The organism is Acinetobacter qingfengensis, from assembly GCF_008693185.1.
Taxonomy (GTDB): Bacteria; Pseudomonadota; Gammaproteobacteria; order Pseudomonadales; family Moraxellaceae; genus Acinetobacter; species Acinetobacter qingfengensis.
The window spans coordinates 1-9,869 of sequence record NZ_VXKN01000017.1 but is presented as its reverse complement, the minus strand read 5'-3'; the positions used below and the strand labels follow the sequence as shown (position 1 = coordinate 9,869).

General features: G+C 37.7%; 7 protein-coding genes, 1 tRNA gene and 1 pseudogene. 1 reads left to right on the top strand and 8 read right to left on the bottom strand.

Going from position 1 to position 9,869, the window contains the following annotated elements:
* Positions 1-185: 185 nt before the first annotated feature.
* The 7 genes and pseudogenes from niaP to F4V57_RS14490 all read right to left on the bottom strand — a co-directional run bounded on the left by niaP (position 186) and on the right by F4V57_RS14490 (position 7,912).
* The gene (gene niaP, locus F4V57_RS14515; protein WP_070070405.1) at positions 186-1,505 is read right to left on the bottom strand and encodes a niacin transporter NiaP; all 1,320 of its coding nucleotides are present in this window, start codon (positions 1,503-1,505) and stop codon (positions 186-188) included.
* Between the two features lie 152 nt (positions 1,506-1,657).
* Positions 1,658-2,305 carry a trimeric intracellular cation channel family protein gene (locus F4V57_RS14510; RefSeq protein WP_070070404.1) on the bottom strand — a complete coding sequence of 216 codons (648 nt, stop codon included), beginning with the start codon at positions 2,303-2,305 and terminating at the stop codon, positions 1,658-1,660.
* Between the two features lie 55 nt (positions 2,306-2,360).
* A complete protein-coding gene (locus tag F4V57_RS14505; RefSeq protein ID WP_070070403.1) occupies positions 2,361-2,834 on the bottom strand; it encodes a YchJ family protein in 474 nt (157 codons plus the stop codon).
* Between the two features lie 313 nt (positions 2,835-3,147).
* Positions 3,148-3,255, bottom strand: a pseudogene (locus tag F4V57_RS15115) (hypothetical protein); the annotation flags it as partial.
* A 73-nt stretch (positions 3,256-3,328) separates the two neighbouring features.
* Positions 3,329-3,404: transfer RNA gene (locus tag F4V57_RS14500), tRNA-Gly, on the bottom strand.
* Between the two features lie 132 nt (positions 3,405-3,536).
* Entirely contained in the window at positions 3,537-4,475 is a 939-nt protein-coding gene (locus F4V57_RS14495) for a response regulator transcription factor (protein WP_070070402.1), read from the bottom strand.
* Complete coding sequence (locus F4V57_RS14490; RefSeq protein WP_070070401.1) at positions 4,472-7,912, bottom strand: hybrid sensor histidine kinase/response regulator; 3,441 nt, start codon at positions 7,910-7,912, stop codon at positions 4,472-4,474. The genes F4V57_RS14495 and F4V57_RS14490 overlap by 4 nt, the downstream gene beginning before the upstream one ends.
* A 180-nt stretch (positions 7,913-8,092) precedes the next feature.
* Here F4V57_RS14490 and F4V57_RS14485 point away from each other — a divergent pair, with 180 nt between their 5' ends.
* On the top strand, positions 8,093-9,706 hold the full coding sequence (locus tag F4V57_RS14485) for a purine-cytosine permease family protein (RefSeq protein WP_070070400.1): 1,614 nt from the start codon (positions 8,093-8,095) through the stop codon (positions 9,704-9,706).
* Positions 9,707-9,774: 68 nt separating this feature from the next.
* On the opposite strand, the gene F4V57_RS14480 is transcribed toward F4V57_RS14485, so the two are convergent.
* Positions 9,775-9,869 (bottom strand): IS3 family transposase (locus F4V57_RS14480; RefSeq protein ID WP_150330557.1); only part of this gene is annotated, 95 nt, incomplete at its 5' end.

The window sequence follows — 9,869 nt, the reverse complement described above, 5'->3', positions numbered from 1 at the left end:
AAGTTTTTATCTGCATCACCGCCGATGGATGTGCATTCTACACTATCCCCATACCTTTGCAATACCCCAAAACCCTTTTTTTCTCCTTTCGTTCGTTTATTCAGCATTTCTACCCTATTTTTATTATGAACGATTGTTTATTGCACATTTATTGTAATAAAAATAATAAATATGCAATTTTTAGTTCATTTATTAATGTCTTCCAGAGTACGTCCTTTAGTTTCTTCACCTAATATCATGACCACCACTGCAACAGTAAGAAGAACTATAGTAAACATTAAAAAAACATGTTGAAAGCTATTCGGTAATTCCATTAATGCAGTTACCGCCAGCGGTGCGCAGATACCACCAACACGTCCTATGGCCGAAGCCCAGCCTGACCCAAATGCGCGAATATTTATTGGATATTGTTCTGGTGTATATGTATAAACAACTCCCCATGCTCCTAGATTAAAGAATGATAGTAAACATCCCCATAAAATAATTTGATTGATCGTATTGGCCTGACCAAAAAAATACGCGCACACAGCACATACAGCGATAAATCCTGATAATGTCAATTTACGCCCAAATTTTTCTACACTCCATGCTGCAACCAGATAGCCTGGGAGTTGTGCCAAAATCATCATTAATACATATTCAAATGATTTAACAATCGTAAAACCTTGCTGTACCAATAAACTCGGTAACCATGTAAAAATACCGTAATAGGAATATACGACACCAAACCAGACCAACCAAAGCATTAATGTTCTTTTCCAAAAAGGATCAGACCAAAGCTGATTAAATGAAACTTGTTGTTGTCGTGTAATGGCTAACGCATGAATTTGCTTAATAGGCGTTAAGCCAGCTTGTTGCTCTAATTTCGTGATAATCTGGTGTGCATCATTTAAGCGGCCACGATTGATTAGATAAGGAATAGATTCCGGAATTTTTTTCCAAATAACAATTGCATATAGCACAGGTAATCCACCTATCAGAAAGGCTGCATGCCATCCAAATTTTGGAATAAAAAAGTAAGCAACTAATGCGGCAACCAGCCAGCCCAGCCCCCAGAAACTTTCAAGTAAGACGATAAATCGCCCTCGTACTTGTGCTGGAACATATTCACTCATTAAAGAAACTGCAACGGGTAATTGTCCACCTAAACCCAGCCCAACAATAAAGCGGAAGATCAATAGCCATGTTAAATTAGGTGCGAAAGCACAACATGCTGTTGCAAGACTATAAATAAGTAATGTCCATGCAAAAATAGTTTTTCGACCAAAACGATCTGCTAAACCACCTGCAAAGACTGCTCCAATCGCCATACCAATAAAACTAATACTGACAATGGATGCTTTTTCACTTGCTGATAATGTCCAATCTGTTGCTAATGTCGTCAGAATAAAGGAGATCATTCCTGTATCCATAGCATCAAACATCCAGCCCAGACCAATCATTCCTAATAAACTATAATGAAATTTTCCAACTGGGATTCGCTGCAAACGACTGATCAAATCCATTGCATTACTCAAGTGATTCAAAAAAGTGGAATCATTTAAGCATAAATGAGGAAGAAAGAAATTATCTTTTCATCCTAAACAGTATGTAAAAATCGAATGAATTATCGGCTTTTATACAATCATAACTAGATGCGATAAAGCTTAGGTTACTTCTAGTGTTCATCTTTAGATGAAGCCGAGCTTTCATCATCATCTTTATAAATAAATTTCGGCATTTCAAGACCGAAATAAATTGCTATCACCCGTAGAGTAAATCCAAATATCAGGGTCAGTAGAACTGTTGTTTCTAATGCCAAATTGGCATAAGTACTACATAACCAGTAAAATACGACAGCAACAAATGAAATACTGGCATATAGCTCTCGGCGAAAGACCAATGGTACATCATTACATAAGATATCGCGTAAAATACCGCCGCAAACTCCTGTGAGAATCCCAGCAACACTGGCTACAACAAAACCATGCCCTGTATCAATAGCAACCTGACAACCAATAATGGTAAATGCGATTAATCCCAATGCATCAAGTAGCAAAAAGATTTTTCTAAGATGCTTCATCCATGTGGCAATAACTATTGTAAACAACGCAGCAAAGGTCGTAATTACCAAATATTCAGGGTGTTTGACCCAGCTCAACGGATAATGTCCCAATAAAACATCACGTACAGAACCACCACCGAGTGCTGTAACAAAGGCTATCAGAATTACACCAAACCAATCCATACTTCGGCGTCCAGCAGAAAGTGCACCTGTCATTGCTTCAGCGGTAATTGCAATAATATAAATAATTGTGAGTAACATCGTCCAATCATCGAAACTCAAAAAAAGGTTATTGTAGCTGAGTTAAATATAAAAACTATGCGAGAAAAGGCGCACAACAATATTTAAATTTTTTGGCTGAACCACATAAACATGGCTGCTTCATACTTAGTATTTGTTGTACAGTAGGATCAAGAAAATACCATTGCTGCCCAATACGTACAAATGCCGATAATTCATGATGAAAATCTCGTCCATGCTCCGTCAAATAATAAGCCTTAAATTCAACTTGTGCATGAATTTTATCAAGTTTTGAAATATGCCGAATAATGTCCAAACCATCCCACTCGGTATCTTTGCTCCATTGCAACATGGCAGCCTGATTGAGTAAATCCTGCTGTGCAGGTACAGTAGTGTTTACAATATAAGCTATATCTTGTAATACATAGGCACTATAGCGGGAACGCATTAATTGTTCTGCTGTATCGGTTTTTTTACCCAAATGATAAGGTTGGCAACATTGAGAATAAAATTGCAGAGATTGACAAAAACAAGGTCGATCTGAAAACATATTGGGATCAATAATAAAATAAGCTGAATCCTAACATAAACCTATTTTTTATGATTAATTATCCGTATTCTTAAAATATGAGCGGTAATATTTAATCAGGCAATCGATCACCTGAAATAAAATGAGTTTGCACTAAAACAAATTTTTCTTTAAAGCACAGTGAAAATGGTTCAAGCAAAACCCAATAATGAAAAAAATACAGTCAAATTCAGGTGATTTTTAACCATCCTAGGACTTTTAAGATAGCTTCATTCCAAAGTAACGTATGAGCAAAAGACTCTTTATTCATACTTCAAATTACATATTCGGCTCACAGCATGCCAGACTTCATGGCTGTAGTGAACCTTTAATTTTGGAGAAATTCAGGAAGCCTGTGTCGCCCCCGAATTAAGTAACCATCTAGGAAGGTTAGTTTTAGCAACAAATCACTGTATTAAAATATATATTCTACCCATAAAAAAGGCCTTATCAACTGATAAGGCCTCTTAAGAATTTGGAGCGGGAAACGAGACTCGAACTCGCGACCCCAACCTTGGCAAGGTTGTGCTCTACCAACTGAGCTATTCCCGCATGCCGCACATCATATAACATTGAAATTTCCGGTCAAGTTTTTTTATGATTTGACTGAACTAATGTAATAAAAAATCATCAATTTCATACAAAATTTTATGATTAACTCACTTGATTGATCAGTATTAACGTTTATTTTTGTACCAGACTATTAATATATGCAACTGCAGAAGTTCGATTTTCCACACAGAGTTTTTCCAAAATATGTTCCAAATGTTTATTGACTGTACGGGGACTTAATTGCAAAATTTCAGCAATATCTTTATTGGTTTTACCCAAAATCAGCCAATGGGATACTTCTGCTTCACGTTGAGTAAGCTGCGGACAATATTTTAGAATTTCCTCACAATTTAATGTCCGATACATTGCTTTAATTTGAATCAAATAATTTTTTACTGAGGATAATTCAGCTTGATCAGATAACATGGTCAGTTGCAGTTGCTGGCTTAGTGTAGAATAAGTGCAGTTCAATCTTTTTTTGGTATTTTTATCCATCTGAATTTCATTTAGCCAGTGTGCTAAACCTTGTTCAAACTGTACTAAATCTTCAGGAGAATGTTGTAATAAATCTGCTGCTTTTGCAGTTTTCCAAATAATCTTACCATTTAATTCAATGGCCAAAATGGCAATTTCAGTTGCATCAATGATTTGCTTTTGTTGTTGTAATAACTTTGCATGTGCAAGATGGGTACGTACTCGTGCCAATACCTCTTCTATATTAAGTGGTTTGGTCACATAGTCAACACCTCCTACCTGAAAACCCTTAACGATATGTTCTGTTTCTGATAATCCAGTCATAAAAATTACCGGAATTAATTGTGTAATTGGGCTGGCTTTAAGCTGCTTACAACTTTCAAAACCATCCAGATACGGCATATTACCATCCAATAAAATCATATCTGGTAAGCAATGATGAGCAATTTCTATGGCACTAATGCCATCAGTTGTGACCAATACCTGATAACCAGCCTGATCCAAACTCTCATGAAGTAGCCCAAGATTTTCAGGGACATCATCCACAATTAAAATCACCGCCTGATCCGATGGATTTTGTTGCTGTAAATGATTCATAAGCTATCCTGAAGTAATTGTTTAGCTGTTTTTAAATCAAAACCTTGTATTGCTTGTACCAGTTGTTGCCATAATTGCTGCTGTTCAGGAAAATCCTTTTGGTATTGTGCTAAGGCACGTTGAATTCCGCGAATATAACCCTGAGCAATTAATTGATTTAAATGCACGATGGCTTCTGCCAGACTAGCAGGTTGTTGATCTAATGTTTCTAATATTTTAAGTTTTTGAATTTCTTGCTGTGGATAATGTATGGTTGGTGAATTCACTGAAATATGGTTTTGCGGTATTGATTGAGCCTCATCAATCCAGATCAATCCGAGTTTATCGCCAATTTTGCTCAGTAATAAATTCAAATCAATCGGTTTTAACATAAAATCTTCACTAAGAACCGCATCCTGAGGATTAATTTCCCGCTCATTAACATGGGCAGAAATGATTAAAATTGGAACATTCGTAATATGATTTTGCCGCAAAAGCTGTGCAGTTTCCCATCCTCCCATCAATGGCATATTCAGATCCATTAAGATCAAATCAGGTTGAAAGACTGGCACGCAGCGTAAGCATTCTATTCCTGATTCTGCTTCTTCCAAAATAAAACCAAGAGGTTCTAAAAAATTGGCCATTAAACCTCGATCAACGGCTTCGTTATCTACGACTAAAATACGTTTTGACTGTCCCTGATAACCTGTAATTTGACTGGATTTAACATTCATAATCGGATGCACCAGCGATTTAGAGGGTAAATATAATTTTATTTTAAACACCGATCCAACATTCAATTGGCTGCTTACAGTTAATTGCCCTCCAAGTAAGTCAACCAGCAATTTGACAATCGGCAAACCTAATCCTGTACCTGTAAAGCCACCCTGAACCACATTACTACCACGCTCAAAGGGTGTAAAAATTCGTTCCAGATCAACATCAGCAATACCGCAACCACTATCTGTAATTTCAAAATGTGCCGTTTGAAAACGATACTGAACTTGCAAGCGAATCGTCCCTGTCGTAGTAAATTTCAGGGCATTTCCCAATATATTAATCAATACCTGTTCGAGACGTTTTTTATCTGTACGCACGTACTGTGGTAAATTAGGTGAAATATCACAAATAAATTGCAGATTTTTTTGTTCAAATTGCGGACGAAACATCTGGATCATTTGTTCAATAAAATTTGGAAAATGCAGATCTACCATATTTAGTGAAATTTTCCCGGTTTCAATCCTTGCCAAATCCAGTAGACCATCAATCAATGATGTGAGATGTTGCCCACTACGGCTAATCACACCCAGTGCAATTTGTCCCTGTACCGATAACTGTTCCTGCTTTTGTAACAATTGACTATAGCCCAAAATACTATTTAAAGGCGTACGCAGCTCATGACTAATACCAACTACATAACGGCTTTTGGCTTCATTGGCTTTTTCTGCCTGAATGGTGGCTTCCTGTAAATGTGACGAAGTGATTTCATGAGCTGCAATTTCATCAATTAATAATTGTGTTTGTTGTTGAGTTTCCTGCTCTGCCTTACGTCGACTTTCATCATTCAACACTAACCACCATGCTGCCACGCTGGCCAATAAAAATAATATGCTATAAATTTTTAAAAACAAGGGAAATAATTCATGGACTGCATTGCTATTTATGTTTTCCAGATAAGTTTTTTCCTGAAGATAAACCAGACTTAGACAAACTGCCAGAACAATAGCAAACGCCAGATTGACCAATAAATACTGACTTAAACGGGTATTTAATCGTGCAGCCCATGATATAGGTAAATAATGGTGTACTGCGTCATTGAGCTGGGTTGACCAGCGCCCATGAGGTTTACATAAATCATGACAACGCGCTTCCAAAGAACAGCATAGCGAACAAATAGTATTATCATAAGCTGGGCAACTTGCCATATCTGCCACTTCATATTCCCTTTCACAAACCACACAAGTTGCTACGGATGTTATTGTAATTTTCTCAGGAGTTCGTGCCAGGTAATAGCGCCCTTTGCTTAAATAAGCAATGATTGGTACACACAACATGGCACTTCCCAGTGCAATAAAACTAGCCAAACCCTGTGCAGTTAAACCAAATATTCCCAAATAACTTAAAATTGATAAAATAGACGCAATCAGTAATGCACCAACTCCAACAGGATTAATGTCATATAAATAAGCTCGACGAAATTCAATCCCTTTAGGACTCAATCCAAGAGGTTTACAAATGATTAAATCTGCAACCACAGCACCAATCCAAGCCAACGCAACATTACTATACAGCCCTAAAATTTGCTCAACTGCATGGCTAATGCCCATTTCCATTAATAAGATAGCAATAAATACATTGAAAATTAACCAGACAAGTCGTCCCGGATGGCGATGAGTCAAACGTGCAAAAAAATTGGACCATGCCAGTGAACCAGCATAAGCATTCGTAACATTGATTTTTATCTGGGCCAGACACACTAGACATAAAGTAAAAATCAGGGCAATGTGTGGATTTGCAATCATCTGTTGATATGCAATCCAGTATAAATAAGTTGGATTATCCAGATTTTCTATTGGCACAAGCCATTGTAAAGCCAATAACATGAGCAGCATGCCCATGATGACTTTTAAAAAACCAAAAATAATCCACGAAGGCCCACCTAAAAAAACCGCTAGATGCCATGCTGCACGATGCTGTGGTAAAAAACGCAAATAATCGGCTTGTTCACCAATTTGAATGACAAAAGCAAATATCAGTGTACAAGATGCGCCGAAATAATACAGGTTAAACCCTTGAGATTGTGAAACTGTGCCTGAAAATTGCAATAAATCAACCAGTAAATGAGGTTGTGACCATATAACAAATCCCCAAGGTACAAATAATAAAATTAACCAGAAAGGTTGTGTAATTGCTTGAACTTTATTAATAAAACCAACACCTTTGACCACTAAAGGCAAAATAACTAATGCTGAGAGCAAATATCCAATCGGTAACGGAATATGTAAAGCCAATTGTAAAGCCATCGCCATAATAGCGGCTTCAAATGCCAAAAGAATAAACGTAAAACTGGCATAAATGAGTGAAGTAATGGTTGAGCCAAGGTAGCCAAATCCTGCGCCACGAGTGAGTAAATCCACATCCACATTATATTTGGCGGCATAATAGCTAATTGCCCAACTGGTTAGAAAAATAATTCCGCATACCACTATGGCTGCCCAAATGGCATTACTAAAACCATATTGCCATAATATACTTGCACCAATGGCTTCCATCGCCAAAAAACTAACTGTAGAAATTGCTGTATTGGTTACTGTCCACAAAGACCATTTTCTAATGGAAGCCGGGGCATAACGCAAAGCAAAATCCTCAATACTTTCATCTGCAACCCAAAGATTATAGTCACGACGTGTTTTGATCACGCGTTGTGGAGCTTTAGAGGAATGGGGTGAGTCGGACATCAGAATTGCTCAACTTAGCGATGGCTTTAGCTGTTCCCACTTTGCCAAAGCCTGAACAGAATTTCTAGCTTTTATTGTTCCTGACATATACGCAATTTTACGTATTTCCAAATTGCAACAACATACGCAAACTCAGCTCATCAGCCAATTCTACTGGCATAAGTCATGGGAGAATAAAACATGCGTGTGACCGAACATCCCACCGAATCTGTAACCGACTCAGATTCACAAAAAGCCGTCAATGAAACACTGGAAGATTATACCCTACGCTATGCACCTCACAGTTTTAGACGCTGGAGTCCTAAAGTTGTTGCAATCACTGCACTCGGGGGCATTGCCTATTTAGCCGATTTTTCAATTGGTGCCAGTATTGGCATGTCTTATGGGACGACCAATGCCATTTTCTCAATTTTATTTGCAGCAATTATTATTTTTTTAACCGGTATTCCACTCGCTTACTATGCTGCACGCTATAACATTGATCTGGATTTAATTACTCGTGGCGCAGGTTTTGGTTATGTCGGCTCTGTAGTGACCAGTATTATTTTTGCCAGCTTTACTTTTATCTTTTTTGCCCTTGAAGGCTCGATCATGGCTCAAGGCTTATTACTTGGATTGAATATTCCATTATGGGCAGGCTATCTAATTTCAACCCTCATGGTAATTCCTCTGGTAATTTATGGCATGAAAGCTCTAAGTAAATTACAAGTATGGACGACGCCTATTTGGTTGATTCTAATGATTGGGCCAGTAGCCTATCTAATTTATCAGGAGCCGGATTTAGTTCGACAATTTACAACCTTTAATGGTCATGAAGGTTATGCTTCTGTCGATATGGCAGCGATTATGCTGGGTGCTGGTGTCTGTTTATCACTGATCATGCAAATTGGTGAGCAAATTGATTATCTGCGTTTTATGCCTGCAAGAACCAAAGAAAATAGTAAGTCATGGTGGGTAGCGGTAATTTCAGCAGGTCCAGGATGGGTAATTTTAGGTGCCATCAAACAAATTATTGGTGCATTTCTAGGATTTTATTTATTAACCAAATTACCCGGAGTGAATAGTACCGAGCCAGTTCAACAATTCAATGCAGCTTTTCACGATATGTTACCCGGCTGGCTGGCGTTAACTCTGGCAGTTATTCTAGTGGTCATTTCACAAATTAAAATCAATGTCACCAATGCCTATTCCGGATCTTTGGCATGGACCAGTGCATACACACGAATCAGTAAATATTATCCCGGACGAATTATTTTTGTGATGGTAAATCTCGCCATTGCTTTAGCTTTAATGGAAGGCAATATGTTTGCCGTTTTAGGCAAAATTCTTGGGTTTTATTCCAACTTTGCTATTGCATGGGTTGTGGTTGTTGCCACGGATATTGCCATTAATAAGTATGTTCTAAAACTTTCTCCCAAAGAACCTGAATATCGCCGTGATATGTTGTACAACATCAATCCGGTAGGTATGGTGTCTTTTCTAGCTGCCGCAGGCTTATCGATTGCCGCATTCTTTGGCATTTTAGGTGATTTCCTGTCTTCTTACTCACCTTTAATTGCTTTAATTGTAGCATTTGTACTCACACCTGTTATGGGGCTGCTCACACAAGGCAAGTATTATATTAAACAGAAAGATGATGGTGTAGCAGAACCTCGCTATAATTCTGAAGGTACACCAGTTTCAACCATTTACCAATGTGTTGTATGTGAACAAGATTATGAACGTCCAGATATTATGTTTTCTCACAAACATCACGGCATAATTTGCTCTTTATGTAAAACACTGGATAAATAAAATACTACCCACTTTGCTAAAAAGCCCATACTGAAATTGAACTGTCCCCCGAAAGTTGGACGGTTTAATTAGGCTGATTTTAAGGACTGATTTCTGTACTGTACAGGGGTCAGTCCTTTTAATTTGATCTTGATTCGTTCATGATTGTAATAGTGAATGTACT